Annotated in this window: 15 protein-coding genes; 11 read left to right on the top strand and 4 right to left on the bottom strand. The window is 48.2% G+C overall.

All coding sequences use genetic code 11. The annotated features are described in order from the left end of the window. Positions 1 to 64 precede the first annotated feature (64 nt). Complete coding sequence (locus tag KTH90_RS13275) at positions 65 to 586, top strand: YceD family protein (RefSeq protein ID WP_158354115.1); 522 nt, start codon at positions 65 to 67, stop codon at positions 584 to 586. Positions 587 to 613: 27 nt separating this feature from the next. After that, complete coding sequence (gene rpmF / locus KTH90_RS13270) at positions 614 to 793, top strand: 50S ribosomal protein L32 (protein ID WP_158344836.1); 180 nt, start codon at positions 614 to 616, stop codon at positions 791 to 793. Positions 794 to 925: 132 nt separating this feature from the next. Here the strand turns inward: rpmF and KTH90_RS13265 are convergent, their stop codons facing one another. Continuing rightward, the gene (locus KTH90_RS13265; protein WP_158354116.1) at positions 926 to 1,255 is read right to left on the bottom strand and encodes a winged helix-turn-helix transcriptional regulator; all 330 of its coding nucleotides are present in this window, start codon (positions 1,253 to 1,255) and stop codon (positions 926 to 928) included. 200 nt (positions 1,256 to 1,455) lie between these two features. Between KTH90_RS13265 and plsX the strand changes: the two genes are divergently transcribed. The 6 genes from plsX (at position 1,456) to ilvA (ending at position 9,682) form a co-directional block, all read left to right on the top strand. After that, positions 1,456 to 2,478, top strand: coding sequence for a phosphate acyltransferase PlsX (gene plsX / locus KTH90_RS13260; protein ID WP_158354117.1), 1,023 nt, complete (start codon positions 1,456 to 1,458; stop codon positions 2,476 to 2,478). A gap of 5 nt (positions 2,479 to 2,483) precedes the next feature. Continuing rightward, a complete protein-coding gene (gene acpP, locus KTH90_RS13255; protein WP_158354118.1) occupies positions 2,484 to 2,714 on the top strand; it encodes an acyl carrier protein in 231 nt (76 codons plus the stop codon). Positions 2,715 to 3,226: 512 nt separating this feature from the next. Next, positions 3,227 to 3,919 carry a ribonuclease III gene (gene rnc, locus KTH90_RS13250; protein ID WP_238726921.1) on the top strand — a complete coding sequence of 231 codons (693 nt, stop codon included), beginning with the start codon at positions 3,227 to 3,229 and terminating at the stop codon, positions 3,917 to 3,919. A 7-nt stretch (positions 3,920 to 3,926) separates the two neighbouring features. Then, positions 3,927 to 7,487, top strand: a complete 3,561-nt coding sequence (gene smc, locus KTH90_RS13245) for a chromosome segregation protein SMC (protein WP_158354120.1) — start codon at positions 3,927 to 3,929, stop codon at positions 7,485 to 7,487. A gap of 38 nt (positions 7,488 to 7,525) precedes the next feature. Further along, a complete protein-coding gene (gene ftsY / locus KTH90_RS13240; protein WP_158354121.1) occupies positions 7,526 to 8,467 on the top strand; it encodes a signal recognition particle-docking protein FtsY in 942 nt (313 codons plus the stop codon). 3 nt (positions 8,468 to 8,470) lie between these two features. After that, complete coding sequence (gene ilvA, locus KTH90_RS13235; RefSeq protein WP_158354122.1) at positions 8,471 to 9,682, top strand: threonine ammonia-lyase; 1,212 nt, start codon at positions 8,471 to 8,473, stop codon at positions 9,680 to 9,682. A gap of 226 nt (positions 9,683 to 9,908) precedes the next feature. On the opposite strand, the gene KTH90_RS13230 is transcribed toward ilvA, so the two are convergent. Further along, complete coding sequence (locus tag KTH90_RS13230; RefSeq protein ID WP_158354123.1) at positions 9,909 to 10,256, bottom strand: winged helix-turn-helix domain-containing protein; 348 nt, start codon at positions 10,254 to 10,256, stop codon at positions 9,909 to 9,911. A gap of 316 nt (positions 10,257 to 10,572) precedes the next feature. Here KTH90_RS13230 and KTH90_RS13225 point away from each other — a divergent pair, with 316 nt between their 5' ends. Continuing rightward, positions 10,573 to 11,277: a LytR/AlgR family response regulator transcription factor gene (locus tag KTH90_RS13225; protein WP_158354124.1), complete on the top strand. Its 705-nt coding sequence runs from the start codon at positions 10,573 to 10,575 to the stop codon at positions 11,275 to 11,277. Positions 11,278 to 11,387: 110 nt separating this feature from the next. Here KTH90_RS13225 and KTH90_RS25465 read toward each other — a convergent pair whose 3' ends face one another. Together KTH90_RS25465 and KTH90_RS13220 are read right to left on the bottom strand one after the other, a co-directional pair. After that, positions 11,388 to 11,732 (bottom strand): helix-turn-helix domain-containing protein, encoded by a 345-nt coding sequence (locus tag KTH90_RS25465; RefSeq protein ID WP_158354125.1) that lies wholly within the window; start codon positions 11,730 to 11,732, stop codon positions 11,388 to 11,390. Between the two features lie 110 nt (positions 11,733 to 11,842). Next, a complete protein-coding gene (locus KTH90_RS13220; RefSeq protein ID WP_158354126.1) occupies positions 11,843 to 13,306 on the bottom strand; it encodes an FAD-dependent oxidoreductase in 1,464 nt (487 codons plus the stop codon). Positions 13,307 to 13,467: 161 nt separating this feature from the next. Here KTH90_RS13220 and KTH90_RS13215 point away from each other — a divergent pair, with 161 nt between their 5' ends. Both KTH90_RS13215 and KTH90_RS13210 read left to right on the top strand, forming a co-directional pair. Beyond that, the gene (locus KTH90_RS13215; RefSeq protein WP_158354127.1) at positions 13,468 to 14,274 is read left to right on the top strand and encodes a class II aldolase/adducin family protein; all 807 of its coding nucleotides are present in this window, start codon (positions 13,468 to 13,470) and stop codon (positions 14,272 to 14,274) included. A 109-nt stretch (positions 14,275 to 14,383) separates the two neighbouring features. Beyond that, the gene (locus tag KTH90_RS13210) at positions 14,384 to 15,814 is read left to right on the top strand and encodes an aldehyde dehydrogenase family protein (RefSeq protein WP_158354128.1); all 1,431 of its coding nucleotides are present in this window, start codon (positions 14,384 to 14,386) and stop codon (positions 15,812 to 15,814) included. Positions 15,815 to 15,828 lie beyond the last annotated feature (14 nt).

Below are 15,828 nucleotides of genomic sequence, written 5' to 3'. Positions count from 1 at the left end.
GGAAAATTATGTTGACAAACGAAGCAGGGCTATGTATAATTGTGTAGGTGTGTAGGAGATAACCATGTTATTTGACTTGACAGAAGTACTATCCGGTGAAAATAAAGTTATTCAGAAAGAAATCCCGTTAGAGCTGAACGCGGTTACGTATCAGCGGGAAGAATTTCAGGTTGTTGCGAAAACCCCTGTTTCACTGACGGTAACCCACGTCGGTAAGAAGGAAGTCCTGATTGAAGCAGCGGTAGATGTAACGGTTCGTATTCCATGTGACCGGTGTCTGGCGGATGTGGATCGGAGATTTCATCTGAGCATCAGCAGAGGATTTGATCTTCAGGTAGAAGAAGAAACCCGGCGCAGGGAATTAGATGAATGCGGTTTTCTGGATGGTTATAAGCTGGATGTGGATCTTATGATCTTTCATGAGATCATACTGAACTGGCCGATGAAGATTCTGTGCAGGGAGGATTGCAAGGGGATCTGCCGCAAATGCGGAAAAAATCTAAACGAGGGCGCCTGTGATTGCGACATGACGGAGTTGGATCCCAGGATGGCCAAAATATTTGATATTTTCAATAATTCACGATAGAATCGCGATGATGAGGAGGTGTAACCTATGTCAATCTGTCCGAAGAATAAATCTTCCAAAGCTAGAAGAGATAAAAGAAGAGCTAACTGGAAAATGAGCGCTCCCAATCTGGTAAAATGCAGCAGATGTGGAGAACTGATGATGCCTCACAGAGTATGCAAGAGCTGTGGTTCTTACAACAAAAAAGAGATCATTGCTCAGGATTAATTAAAAAACCAGAAAAAATCAAGCATTCAATAAAAATTGAATACTTGATTTTTTTTGTAATAAGTTAATGGTTCTCTCGCATAAATCCATTCTTTATTCTTCTAAAGGATTTTTAGGAGAAATAACATCAACCTAATTTTCCAAAGTCTCTTTATAATGCATCCCCCAGGCCACCATAGAATCCAGAATCGGTTTTAAGCTAAACCCGGTTTCTGTCAGCGAGTATTCCACCCTGGGAGGGACCTCCGCATAAACTTTCCGGTTCACAAGCCCCGCCTTTTCCATAGCGCGCAGATGGCTGGTCAGAACTTTTTGCGAGATTCCGGTTACAGAGCGCATGAGCTCATTGAATCTCTTTGTACCCTCCATCAGATCACGGATAATCAGAACCTTCCACTTGTCACCGATCAACTGAAGCGTCATCTCCACGGGGCAGCTGGGCATCTTTTTTTCACTTTCCATAGAATCCTCCTTAGTATACAAATTAATGCATCTCTATAAATAAATGTTAGAATAAATTATATACTTATCAGAGAAAATTTACAATAGTATCCTATAGTAACTATCTTCCCCATCACTTTCCACCACGGCACGAAATTACATATTGATTTATAGAAACAGATATAGTATATTTTACAATAGATATGCAAGGAGGAAGACAAATGCAGGAATTCATCAAGGTGGCGGTAGACGCCATGGGTGGTGACAATGCGCCGGGCGAGATCGTCAAAGGCGCTGTGGATGCTGCCAATACCAGAAAGGATATACAAGTGTTACTGGTAGGGCAGGAAGAGGTAGTGAATGGCCAGCTTGCACAATATACTTATGAGAAAGAGCAGATAGTGGTCGTTCCTGCCGCAGAGGTCATTGATACGGCGGAACCGCCGGTTATGGCTATACGGAAGAAAAAGGATTCCTCTATCGTTGTTGGCATGAATCTGGTTAAAAAAGGGGAGGCGGATGCCTTTGTCTCAGCAGGCAGTTCCGGTGCCATTTTGGTAGGCGGACAGCTGCTTGTGGGAAGAATCAAAGGAGTGGAACGACCGCCTCTTGCGCCGTTGATCCCGACGCAAAACGGAGTATCCCTGTTAGTCGACTGCGGTGCTAACGTAGACGCCAGAGCTTCCCATCTGGTGCAGTTTGCCAAAATGGGTTCGGTATACATGGAACATGTGATGGGCATTAAGAACCCCCGGGTTGCGATAGTCAACATCGGTGCAGAAGAGGAAAAAGGAAATGCGCTGGTCAAAGAGACATTTCCGCTGCTGAAAGAATGCGACGATATCAACTTTATCGGAAGCATTGAAGCAAGAGAAATTCCCCATGGAGGCGCAGACGTCATCGTCTGTGAGGCTTTTGTCGGAAATGTGATACTGAAGCTCTACGAAGGAGTGGGAGCCACGCTGATCAGTAAGATCAAAGGCGCCATGCTGTCCTCATTAAGAGGCAAGATCGGGGCTCTCCTGGTGAAGCCTTCGTTGAAAAAGGTGTTAAAATCCTTTGACGCTTCGGAGTACGGCGGTGCGCCGCTGTTAGGATTAAAAGGCCTGGTTGTCAAGACACACGGCAGTTCCAAGGCAAAGGAAGTAACGAATTCCATCATTCAGTGTGTCGTATTTAAAGAACAGAGAATCAACGAGAAAATCAAAGAAAAAATCGTGTTGAGGGAAAATAAGGAGGAGTAACAAAAATGGAATTTGAAAAATTACAGCAGATTATCGCGGAAGTATTAAATGTGGATGCGGATGAGATCACGATGGAAACCACATTCGTAGATGATTTGGGTGCAGATTCCCTGGATGTATTCCAGATCATCATGGGGATCGAAGAGGAGTTCGATATCGAGATCGCCAGCGAGGATGCGGAGAAGATCGTTACAGTCAGCGATGCGGTTGAGCAGATTAAGAATGCGGTGAATTAGATGGTTTAATAAAGGGACGGAGGGAGCTGGGGGCTGGCGGTCTCTGGGCGCTTACGGCTGGGACGCATGGGCGGTTCCCGGGGCATGTTTCCGGCGGCCGGGTCCTTTTGTGTCTCACTGGGAGAACAAAGGGCTTGCGCTGGCATCAGCTAAATGAAATCGAAAAGCCGGGTTCAGGAACCGAGCCTATTCACCAGGAACACATGAAGTGTTCCCGGTTCAGAGGCTCTTGTCCGTCGGACGTGAAGTCCGCCGTGCATCCTGAACCCGACTTTCCGATTTCACTAAGCTGATGCTCAGCCGCCCTATGCTCTCCCAGGGAGACACAAAAGGACCCGGCCGCCGGAAACATGCCCCGGGAACCGCCCATGCGTCCCAGCCGTAAGCGCCCAGAGACCGCCAGCCCGCCGCCGTGTCCCTCTCATCCCGGGGCCCCTACACAATCCCCCCACAGGAGTCTCTTATCCCGGGGGCTGATTACCCAACACTCTCACAAAGAAAAGGAGGTAACTATGAATCAGGAAGATTTCAAGGAACTGGAAGAAAGGATCGGTTATCATTTTCAGGATGCTTCGCTGCTGCGGCAGGCAATGACCCACAGTTCGTATTCCAATGAGCACCGCTTAAACCGTCTGACGAATAATGAACGGCTGGAGTTTTTGGGCGATGCGGTTTTGGAGATTATTACCAGTGAATTTTTGTATCGAAAGTTCGATACGCTGCCGGAAGGGGATCTTACGAAAATGCGTGCCAGTATCGTCTGCGAGCAGACGCTGGCTTTTTGTACCAGGGAGATTGAACTGGGTAAGTATCTGCTGCTGGGCAAAGGGGAAGATATGACCGGCGGACGGGAGAGAAGTTCTATCGTTTCCGATGCGATGGAAGCATTGATCGGAGCGATATATCTGGATGGTGGTTTTGCTAATGCGAAAGAGTTTATCCATCGGTTTATTGTAACGGATATCGAACATAAGCAGCTCTTTTTTGATAGCAAGACTATCCTGCAGGAGATTGTACAGAGCAATTACACGCAGAGTCTCTCCTATGAACTGGTCGCGGAAGAGGGGCCGGATCACAATAAGAAGTTCGTAGTGCGGGCGAAGATCGGTGATGAGGTGATCAGCGAGGGATCGGGCCGTACCAAAAAAGCCGCCGAACAGGAAGCAGCCTATCTGGCGATCGTAAAACTAAAGGGAAATAAGTAGGTGACTTATGTATTTAAAGAGTATTGAAGTACAGGGGTTCAAATCTTTTGTCCATAAAACCGTGTTAGAATTCCACAACGGGATCACCGGAATCGTCGGGCCAAACGGAAGCGGTAAGAGCAATGTGGCCGACGCGGTGCGCTGGGTGCTGGGTGAGCAGCGGGCGAAGCAGCTGCGGGGTTCTAACATGCAGGACGTTATCTTTGCCGGGACCGAGAACCGTAAGCCTCTGGGATTCGCCTCTGTGGCGATCACGCTGGATAACGCCGATCATCAGCTGCCGATCGAGTACGAGGAAGTGACGGTTACCAGGCGGGTGTACCGTTCGGGGGAGAGCGAATACCTGATCAACGGTTCCGGCTGCCGTCTGAAAGACGTCTATGAGCTGTTCTATGATACCGGTATCGGGAAAGAGGGGTACTCTATCATCGGACAGGGCCAGATCGACCGGATCCTAAGCGGGAAGCCGGAGGAGAGGCGGGAACTGTTCGATGAGGCGGCCGGGATCGTGAAGTTTAAACGGAGAAAGGCTACGGCGCAGAAAAAGCTGGAGGATGAGAAACAGAACCTGGTCCGCGTATGTGACATTCTGTCTGAACTGGAGAAGCAGCTGGGGCCTTTGGAGAAACAGTCTGAGATCGCCAGGGCCTATCTGAAGAAAAAAGAAGAGTTAAAAATATACGATGTGAATATGTTCCTGATGGAGTCCGAGCGGATTCGCGGGGAGCTTTCAAAAATAGAGGAAAATCTGAAAAATGCCCAGACCAACCTGGAGCAGTCCAGAAGCCGGTATGAGGGCAGCAAACAGGAATATGAGAGGATCGAAACCAAGATCGAGCAGATCGCTGGTGAAATCGAAACCTTAAAGGAACAGGCCGGGACGGCTCATCTGGAAAAACAGCAGATGGAAGGGCAGATCGGTGTCCTGAAAGAGCAGATCAACACGGACCGGATGAACGACGAGCATTTGCAGAATCGGATAGGAGCGATTGAAAAGGAGATCGGGGAGCGGGAAGCCTCCCGGTCTGAATTTGCAGAGGACAAGACTAGGATGGATGAGCAGCTGCAAAAGGCCGGACAGGTACGCACGGAAGCGGAGGCGGCTCTTTTGGAGGTCCAGGAGCAGATCGCTCAGGCAACTGCTTTGATCGACGCGGGGAAAAGTGAAGTGATCGAGCTTTTGAACCAGCGGGCCTCCACGAAGGGAAAGCTGCAGCGTTATGATACCATGACGGAGCAGATCCAGATCAGAAGGGCTGAGTTAAACCAGAGATTACTGCGCAACCGGAGCCATAAGACAGAGCAGGACAGTCTGATACATAGTTTTCAGGAAGAGCTGGATCAGGTAACCGGTGTGATCGGGCAGTTAAATGCAAGGCGTCAGGAAGCGGAAGAACAGATCGAGCGGCTCCAGGAGCAGTTGAGCAGGCAGAACGAGCAGCAAGCTGTCGGGCAGAGCGCGTATCACCGGGAAGTGTCCCGTCTGGAAGCACTCCGCAACATCACAGAGCGCTATGACGGATACGGCAACAGTATCCGCCGGGTCATGGAGCAAAAAGACCGGGAAAAGGGAATTCACGGCGTTGTGGCTGATTTGATCAAGGTGGAGAAAACCTATGAGACAGCCATTGAGACGGCATTGGGCGGCAGTATCCAGAATATCGTGACCGATGACGAGGAAACCGCTAAACGGATGATTGAATATTTAAAACAGAATAAATACGGAAGGGCCACCTTCCTGCCTCTGACCAGCATAAAACGGCGTGAGCAGTTTCAGAATGAGAGGGCGCTGAAAGAACCCGGTGTCATCGGACTGGCCAGTGATCTGGTCCATACGCAAGAAAAATACCGGGAACTGGCGGGATATCTGCTGGGACGCACCATTGTCACGGACCATATTGACCATGCGATCGCGCTGGCCAGAAAATATCACTATTCCCTGCGGATCGTTACGGTGGAAGGAGAGTCCTTAAGCCCGGGAGGCTCCATGACCGGCGGTGCTTTTAAAAACAGCAGCAATCTGCTGGGAAGACGCCGGGAGATCGAGGAGCTGGAGGCCAATGTTAAGCTGTTAAAGGCAGACCTGGAGAAAGCGGGCCAGGAGATTGAGCAGGCAAAAAAGAACCGGGCTTCTTTGTATACACAGATCGATGAGATCAAAGGGCAGATCCAGGAGCAATATATCCTGCGCAATACGGCGGGACTGAATAAGAGCCAGGCTGAGACCAGAAAAGAAGAGCTGCAGAACAAATATTTGTCTCTGAAGTCCGAAGGTGAGCAGATCGAAGTACAGCTGCAGGAAATCCAGGAAAACAAACGGGAGATCCAGAAAGAGATCGCGGAATCAGAAGCCAGGGAAAAAGAACTGGAGGCGCAGACCCTGGGAGGCCAGGCCCGTCTGGAGTCGTTCCATGAACAGGAAGCACAGCGCAGCAAAAAGGCGGAAGCAATCCGTCTGGAGTACGTAAGTTTAAAGCAGAAGGATGAATTTATCACCCAGAATATCAGCCGTATCGATGCGGAAATGAAGAAACTGCTGGCTGAAAAATCCGAACTCTCACGAAATGTGGGCGAGACCGCGGACGGTATCAGGGAGAAGGAAGAACGGATCCAAACGCTGCAGCAGAAGATCATGCAGACGGAAGGCTCTTTTAACGAATATGATAAGAAAATAGAAACGCTGACCCGGGAAAAAGAACAGCAGAATGAGCAGCACAAAGCATTGTTTGTAAAACGGGAGGAATTAAGCGAGCAGATCAGCCTGTTAGATAAGGAGACATACCGGCTCGGCAGCCAGAAAGAGAAGCTGGAGGATTTGTCTCTTCAGCAATCGGACTATATGTGGCAGGAGTACGAACTGACCTATGGTATGGCGGCGCCGATGCGCGACGAGGAGCTTAAGTCAGCGGCTGAGATCAAGCGGGGAATCAACCGATTAAAGGAAGAAATCCGGAAACTTGGGGATGTCAATGTAAACGCCATTGAAGACTTTAAAAATCTGTCGGAGCGGTATGTGTTCCTGAAAACCCAGCATGATGATCTTGAGAAAGCGGAGGAATCCCTGATGGGAATCATCGCCGAGCTGGACGAGGGAATGCGCAGGCAGTTTATGGAAAAATTTGAACAGATCCGGTTGGAATTTGACAAAGCTTTTAAGGAACTGTTCGGCGGCGGCAAGGCATCGCTGGCTTTGACGGAGGATGAGGATATCCTGGAAGCCGGTATCCGCATTATCGCGCAGCCGCCGGGGAAAAAGCTTCAGAGCATGGTATTGCTCTCCGGTGGGGAAAAGGCGTTAACCGCCATCGCCCTGCTGTTTGCGATCCAGAACCTGAAGCCTTCGCCGTTCTGTCTGCTGGATGAGATCGAGGCTGCGCTGGATGATTCCAACGTGGGCAGATTTGCCCATTATCTGCATAAGTTGACAAAGAACACGCAATTTATTATTATTACACATAGACGTGGTACCATGGCAGCCGCCGACCGGCTGTACGGAATCACGATGCAGGAAAAGGGAGTATCCACTCTGGTTTCTGTAGATTTGATCGAAGGGAACCTGGATAAATAGAGAAGTGCCTCAAAGGCTGTTACAGGAGGGAGAATGATATGGCAGAAGAAAAAAAAGGATTTTTTAAGCGTCTGGTCAACGGACTGTCCAAGACCAGAGATAATATTGTAGCTGGAATTGACAATATTTTCAGTGGATTTTCAGCGATTGACGAGGATTTCTATGAAGAGATAGAAGAGATACTCGTGATGGGAGATCTGGGTATCAATGCGACCACATCCATCATTGAAAATCTGAAGGAGAAGGTGAAAGAACTCAAGATCAAGGAACCGGCCGAGTGTAAACAGCTGCTGATTAACAGTATTAAAGAGCAGATGGACGTGGGAGATACCGCTTACGAATTTGAGAACCGCAAATCCGTGGTGCTGGTCATTGGAGTCAACGGTGTGGGGAAAACCACATCCGTCGGAAAACTGGCCGGTAAATTAAAGGATCAGGGGAAGAAAGTCGTTCTGGCGGCAGCGGATACCTTCCGGGCCGCGGCAGGAGAACAGCTAAAAGAGTGGGCTTTCCGGGCCGGAGTGGACATCGTAAGCGCCGGAGAAGGGGCAGATCCCGCGGCGGTTGTGTATGACGCCATTGCCGCGGCTAAGGCCCGAAACGCGGACGTGCTGCTGTGTGATACGGCGGGCCGTCTGCACAACAAGAAAAACCTGATGGAAGAATTGCGGAAAATAGACCGGATCATAGACAAAGAATTCCCGGACGCCTACCGGGAGACGTTAGTCGTACTGGATGGCACTACAGGGCAAAATGCCCTGTCTCAGGCCCGGCAGTTCAGGGACGTGACAAATATTACCGGTATTATTCTGACAAAACTGGACGGAACGGCGAAAGGCGGAATCGCGGTGGCGATCCAGTCCGAACTGGGAATACCGGTGAAATATATCGGTGTGGGAGAGAGCATCGACGATTTACAGAAATTTAACCCGGATGAATTTGTAAACGCGTTATTCCATGTGGAAGCGCAGGAAGGATAAGCTATGTTAACATTGGAAAGTTTTGAGGAAGCATCAGAGGTCGTCAAGAAGGTCACAACTGCCACGGAATTGGTATACAGCGATTATTTCAGCGCCAGAACCGGGAACCGGGTTTATTTTAAACCGGAAAATATGCAGGTGACCGGAGCCTATAAGATCCGCGGCGCCTACTACAAAATCAGCACGCTTACGGAAGAAGAAAGAAGCAAGGGGCTGATCACCGCTTCCGCCGGCAATCACGCCCAGGGGGTGGCTTATGCGGCCAAAGAGTTTGGCTGTAAAGCGGTCATCGTGATGCCAAACACCACACCGCTTATGAAAGTGAACCGCACCAAAGGTTATGGGGCCGAAGTGGTGCTGGCTGGGGATGTCTATGATGAAGCCTGCGCCAAGGCCTATGAGCTGGCGGAGGAATATGGCTATACCTTTATCCATCCGTTCGACGATCTGGCCGTGGCGACCGGACAGGGAACCATCGCGATGGAGATTGTCAAAGAACTTCCGTTAGTGGACTATATTCTGGTACCTGTCGGCGGCGGTGGACTGGCCACCGGCGTATCCACCCTGGCCAAGCTGCTGAATCCGAAGATCCAGGTAATCGGCGTGGAACCGGCCGGAGCCAACTGTCTGCAGGAATCCATCAAGGCGGGCAAAGTAGTAAGCCTCCCTGCTGTGAACACCATCGCAGACGGTACCGCGGTCAAGACCCCCGGCAGCAATATTTTCCCTTTTATACAGCAGAATCTGGATGATATTATCACTGTGGAGGATGACGAACTGGTCGTATCCTTCCTGGATATGGTGGAAAACCACAAGATGATCGTGGAGAATTCCGGTCTGCTGACCGTAGCTGCCTTAAAACATCTGCCTTCCAAAAAGAAAAAAGTCGTATCCATCCTAAGCGGCGGCAACATGGACGTGATCACCATGGCCTCTGTCGTCCAGCACGGCCTGATCCAGAGAGACCGGATCTTTACCGTGTCGGTACTCCTGCCCGACAAGCCCGGCGAACTGGTCCAGGTAGCCGGTATTATCGCCAAAGAGCAGGGGAACGTCATCAAACTGGATCACAACCAGTTCGTGGCCGTGAACCGGAATGCTGCAGTGGAATTAAAAATAACCATGGAAGCCTTCGGCACGGATCACAAGAACCAGATCGTCAAGGCCCTGGAGAAAAACGGTTACCGGCCGAAGATCATACGGCCGAACTTGTAATCGTTTGAGGTAAAGCGGGAAAGAGGTCAATGACTTCTTTCCCGCTTTTACTATGCCTTGTGGAATGATAGAATGGGTCTATGCCGCCAACAGCCTAAATCTAAAGAGAAAAATATAAGGCCTGTCACTTATGCGCTCTATGGCATACTAATAATGATTGCTATTGTATTACTTGTCGATACAGGATTTTATTTATTAGATGGTAGATACCTATTTTAATTAGTAATCAAGTAAAATATTTATGAAACAGCGCGTCGACGCTGCCTTGGGCTTCGGCCATAAAAGCGCTGTAGCGTTCCAGCATTTCTTCCGCCTCAGGGGTCAGATGGGAGCCTCCGCCCTGGCTGCCGCCGGCGGTTCCCTCCAAGAGTGAAAATCCCAGGTCCTGTTCCGCGCGGCCGATTATTTTCCAGCCTTTGCTGTAGGACATATGGATGGCTGCACAAGCCTGGCGAAGGGAATTGGTCTCTTTTACCAGGGAGAGTATGGTCGCTACCCCTGGCCCGAAGTCAGGCTGTTCGTTGAAAACCTGGATTTTTAATTTGTATGTCCGTGGATACGATATTGGTGTCATGAGGTACCTCGTCTTTCGTACGATTCTGCCGAAACGATCCGGTTTGGCCGGTGATTTGATTAGACTTTTCCGGTTTCTAAAAGTTCCAGTTCTTTTCTTTCTTCCTTAAATGATTTCCTCTCGCGATCCCTTTTTATAGTTTAATTCACTTACTTATGGTTGTCAAATTAACGGGTATAATTTCTGACCGAAAGCAAATAAATTGATTCTATAGAGTGTGATAATATATTCTATAGAGTTGACAACCTTAAAATATGGGTATATAATTTTACTAATAATCAGTAGAAATAACCATAGTGGAAAATGTGGAGAATAGATGGTAAAAATTGCGGTTTATGATCAACAGGCAGATGCAGTAAACCGGATTCTGTACACTTTAAGATTGAGATATGGTTACCAGATTGCGGTCAGGGGCTATACGGATCTCGAGGAATTCCGGGTAGGACTGCTTTTACATTGGCCACCGGATATTGCTGTTTTAAATATAACCGGTAATATGGACGAGTGTATCCGTGCGGCGAAGCAGATTCAGGAGACATATGAGAAGATCCAATACATTTTTCTCATGGATTTCAATCATGAACTGGGGAAAGTTTTTCAGGTGAATACCGCCGCATGCTTGAAGCAGCCATTTCAGCCGGCAAAAGTTGCAGGCGTTCTGGAACGTCTGATGAGCCGGACGAAGGAGAAATACAGGGAATCCCTGCTGGTTAAAAATCAATCGGGAATCGAAATTATCCCTTGTGAGGAGATTCAGAACATTGCGAGCTGCAGACATACGATCACGATCTATGGCCGAGAGAGTATATGGAAGTGTTACGGTAAGCTGGACGAGCTGAAGGAACGTCTCCCATGGTATTTTCTACGGTGCCATCAGAGCTGGATCGTTAACATGGAGAAAATGAAAGAGGTACAGACCTCTTATATAGAAATGGAAAACGCTGATAAAGTACCGGTGAGCAGAAACCGATTAAAACTTGTCAAAAAATTTATGGAAGATAATTTTGATAGTAAGATATAGCGCACAAAAGAGGGTTAAGAGCTGAATATAGGTGGAATGAAATATATACGTTGTATAGCTATTTATATAAGGAAAGGTTTCATTATAATATAGTATAATTTGTATGATGTTTACGGAGAAGGCTTTCTGCGTATTGCATTAATAAACTCGGTTAATATGCGTATGGCAGATTCCCGGGAGGCATCATCTAGCGAATTCAGTAATTCCAGAATCATATCATTCTGATACCCGGCGTGATTACCAAAGATCAGGTAATCGGCAGATATATTGCACCCGGAACATATTTTATAAATTGTTTTGGAAGTGATACTTTTTATTCCACTCTCCACTGCAGCCAGAAAACTTTCTGAAATATCGCATTTCTCGCAAAACTGTTCTCTTGACATTTGCAGAGCTTCGCGGACTTCCCGTATTCGGAGTCCAACTAGTAAGTTAAAATCTTTGTTTATCTCCACGTGATCGCTCCTTGCTTGTTCCTGTCATCATATATAGTGTAACAAAAAAAGTTAATTAAAAAATATTCTATAGAGTACTTAGATATACTCTATAGAATATTGCGAAACAATTATGAGAAATGCTTCTCTGTATGGTTCAGATCCTCTATTGCAGGATTACTGATAATGTTTCCCTTACAATCGAGCCTGGTTCCATGGCACGGACAATCCCAGGACTTTTCGTCAGGATTCCAACTGAGGGTGCAGCCAAGATGCGGGCATCGAAGATGAACCAGCGATACATTGCCCTCATCATCCCGGTATGCCCCAAGCAGTTCACCGTCTTTTTCCACTACACCACCCTGTCCGTTTTCCAAATTTTCTATTTTTAATGCATTCTTTTTGGCCTTACGTCCGATCAGACCGCGGACCGCGTGGCCGATCTCATTGGCAAAATTTCCAAACTCAAAAAGTTCATCAAAGCGTTTTGGTAAATACAGGTCATGGCAGTCGTTGGGCTGCCCGATGATCAGATCCGTCAGAAGCCTGGCGGCAACCATGGAGGAAGTCATTCCCCATTCCTGGAAACCTGTGGCCAGATAAAGATCGGGAGTGAAGATCGAGTATCTTCCTATATAAGGGAGACCATCCAGGGTAATACAATCCTGGGCGGACCAGTGAAATTGCTCCCTGGCTTCCGGATAGAGTCTCCTTACTTCCGCCCGGAGCCTGTCATAGTAGCCGCCCTGGTTATTTTCTCCAGAACGGTGATTCCCGCCGCCAATGATCAGATAATCCCCATAAGAACGGAACGTACAGCCATTCTTGGATGTGTTCACGTACATACCCGACAAGGCAGGGGGACCGGATATGGCCAGCGCATAGGAGCGTTCCTGATGCATTCTTGTAAAATAGAGTCCGGGCATATTTTTAAACGGATAATGTGTAGCTGCAATGATATGTCTGGCATGTACCTGAAATCCGGAAGAAGTATATACCGTATTTTTTTTGACCTTTGTGGCCATAGTATGTTCATAGATGTTCAGGTGTGAAGCCAGCTGCCAAAGAAACTGCAGCGGATGAAACTGAGCCTGATCCTCGTAGCGGATCGCCCCTGTTACAGGAAAGGGCAGCTCGGTGCTGGTTACCATAGATACGGGAAGGCCGAAAGAAGCGGCGGCTTTATATTCCGCTTCCAGGGCGGTTGTATCTCCGGTTGTATAGAGATAGCAGGGTAACATTTCAAATCCGCAGTCGATCTGTTCACTGTCGATGAGATCCCGGTAGGCAAGAATCGCTTTTTGATTCGCTATGGCGTGACAGCCGGCCAGTTTTTTTCCGGCCTGGTGCAGCAGACGGTCATAGATCAGACCGTGGCACGCGGTGATCTTGGCGGTGGTGTGGGAGGTAGTGCCGCTGCCTACCGTATTCCCTTCCAGAACCACCACCTTGATGCCCTGTTTCACCAGGTGATAGGCCGTCAGTATTCCGGCGATGCCGGCACCGATGACGACTGCTTCCGTATCCAGATCCTGATCCAGAACTGGAAAATCTTTTTTTGATTTCCCAGAATTTTTTATCCAAAGAGAGTCCATGTAAGTCACCTCGCTTAGAGTATGACACAATGCCAATATTTTCATACGAAAAACCCGAAAATTCTTTATAAATGTGTTGATTTTTGAATAAACAAGTGGTAGAATAAGCTTAAAGTCAAAACAAAACAACACAAACAAACATATTAAGGAGGATTTATTTCATGGCTAACGAGTATGAAATTAAAAAACAAATCTGTGATATCGGTAAGAGAATTTATAACCGGAATATGGTTGCAGCAAACGACGGTAATATTTCCGTAAAGCTGAACGATCATGAGTTCCTGTGTACCCCTACCGGTGTATCCAAAGGTTTCATGACCCCTGAGTATATCTGTAAAGTAGACGAAAATGGTAACTGCCTGCAGGCAAACGGAAACTTCCGTCCTTCTTCTGAGATCAAGATGCACATGAGAGTGTACAAATTAAGACCTGATGTAGGTTCTGTAGTACATGCTCATCCTACCTTTGCGACTTCCTTCGCTATCGCTGGCATTCCTTTGACCCAGCCGATCATGCCGGAAGCTGTTATCGCACTTGGCTGTGTACCGATCGCTGAGTACGGCACCCCTTCTACCGATGAGATCCCGGATGCTGTTGAAAAATACCTGCCTTACTATGACGCAGTATTACTTGAGAACCACGGTGCATTAAGCTATGCAGGAGATCTGTTAAGCGCATACTTAAAGATGGAATCCGTAGAGTTCTATGCGGAATTATTGTACAAGTCTAGAATGCTTGGAGGACCGAAGGAATTCGACAAAGATCAGATCGCGAAACTGTACGAGATCAGAAGAAAAATGGGTCTGCCCGGCAAACATCCCGCGAACCTGTGTGCAGAATTAGGCGGCAAATGTGACGGCGGATGCCACGGCGCATGCAGCTGCGGCGCAGAAAAGAAAGATGATACTGCAGATGTGGAAAAGATCGTAGCAGAAGTAACCAAAAAAATCCTCGAACAGATGAAATAGAGAATGTTTGCGAGCGCGATTAGCGAGCAAATATTCGATGCTTATTGACCGCAGGTCAATAAGATTCCGCAGAAATATTCTAAAAATATAAAATAAAGGAGGTGTTCCCGTGGCTGTAAGTGAACAGGAGATCCAAAACATTGTACGCGGTGTACTGCGCAGTATGTCCGGAGCAGCAGAAACTGTGAATCCGGAGCCGGTACATACCACACAGCCCAAACAGCTCATGGGTATCTTCGAGAATGTAGAAGATGCTATCGCAGCGGCGAAGAAAGCTCAGAAAGAAATTCAGCCGATGCCTTTAGAGTTTCGGGAAAAGATCATTGCCAATATCCGTAAGAAAACGCTTGAAAATGCGAAGCTGTTTGCAGAATTAGGCGTAGAAGAAACCGGTATGGGCAATGTGGGACATAAAATATTGAAGCACCAGCTGGTAGCGGAGAAAACACCGGGAACCGAAGACTTAAGCACAGTCGCATGGTCCGGGGACAGAGGCCTGACTCTGATCGAGCAGGGGCCCTGGGGTGTCATCGGAGCGGTAACTCCCTCCACGAACCCGACGGAAACCGTCATCTGTAATTCCATCGGAATGCTGGCAGCCGGAAACGCGGTTGTATTCGCTCCTCATCCGGCGGCTAAGAAGGTCTCCAATCTGGCTATTGACATGGTAAACAGAGCCAGCGTGGAAGTAGGCGGACCGGAGAATCTGGCTACGGCGGTTTATGAGCCTTCCATGGAAGTAAGCCAGGTCATCTTCAAACACAAGGACATTCAGCTTCTGGTAGCGACCGGTGGCCCCGGCGTAGTTACCACCGTTCTTTCCTCCGGAAAGAGGGCTTTGGGAGCAGGAGCCGGAAATCCTCCGGTTCTGGTAGATGAAACTGCAAATGTGCAGAAAGCAGCCGAAGATATCGTAAACGGATGTACTTTTGATAACAATCTGCCCTGTATCGCGGAGAAGGAAGTAGTCGCCGTGGATCTGATCGCAGACGAACTGATTTACCATATGGAGCAGGCCGGATGCTACAAAGCAAGTCCGGAAGAAGTACAGAAGTTAATCGAGACCGTATTCATCGAGAAAAACGGAAGAAAGATTCTGAACAGAAAATGTGTTGGCCGAAGCGCAAAGGTACTGCTGGAGAAGATCGGTGTTACGGTGGGTGATGAGATCCGCTGCATCATCTTCGAAGGGGAAAAGACCAATCCGCTGATCTGGGAAGAACTGATGATGCCGATCCTTGGAATAGTCCGTGTGAAGAACGTGGATGAGGGAATCGCCATCGCAGTGGAACTGGAACACGGCAACCGTCATTCCGCACATATGCATTCCACCAGTGTCGTGAACCTGACCAGATACGGCAAAGCGATCGACACCGCGATCTTCGTAAAGAACGGTCCTTCCTACGCGGCATTAGGCTTCGGAGGAGAAGGATATCCGACCTTTACGATCGCCAGCAGAACCGGTGAAGGACTGACATCCGCCAAGACCTTTACCAAAATAAGACGCTGTGTTATGTGTGATGCACTGTGCATACGATAGGAGGCTGAAAAACA

Origin of the sequence: Diplocloster modestus, from assembly GCF_019042245.1 — a bacterium.
GTDB lineage: Bacteria > Bacillota > Clostridia > Lachnospirales > Lachnospiraceae > Diplocloster > Diplocloster modestus.
This window is presented reverse-complemented; position numbering and strand designations above follow the sequence as displayed.